A 228-nucleotide genomic window follows, 5' to 3' on the forward strand; every position below is an offset into this window, starting at 1 on the left:
CCCGCCGCTCCTGCTGTTGCTCCTGTTCACCGCCCCATTGTCCCTCTCGCTTGCACTTTGGCAACAGCGTTGCTTAAGTGGCCGCATGACTGCCAACGCTCCTCACCGCGTCGGGCTCGTCGGCTACGGCCTGGCGGGATCCGTCTTCCACGCCCCGCTGGTCTCGGCCACCGAGGGACTCGTCCTGGACACGGTCGTCACGTCGAACCCGGAGCGGCGGGCCGCCGC

The 228-nt window shown here is 68.9% G+C and carries 1 pseudogene; it reads left to right on the forward strand.

The annotated features are described in order from the left end of the window. Nucleotides 1–85: 85 nt before the first annotated feature. A pseudogene (locus IH13_RS46310) lies at nucleotides 86–228 on the forward strand (oxidoreductase); the annotation flags it as partial.

It is taken from the genome of Streptomyces sp. NRRL WC-3549, assembly GCF_000721935.1.
In the GTDB taxonomy this organism is placed as follows: domain Bacteria; phylum Actinomycetota; class Actinomycetes; order Streptomycetales; family Streptomycetaceae; genus Streptomyces.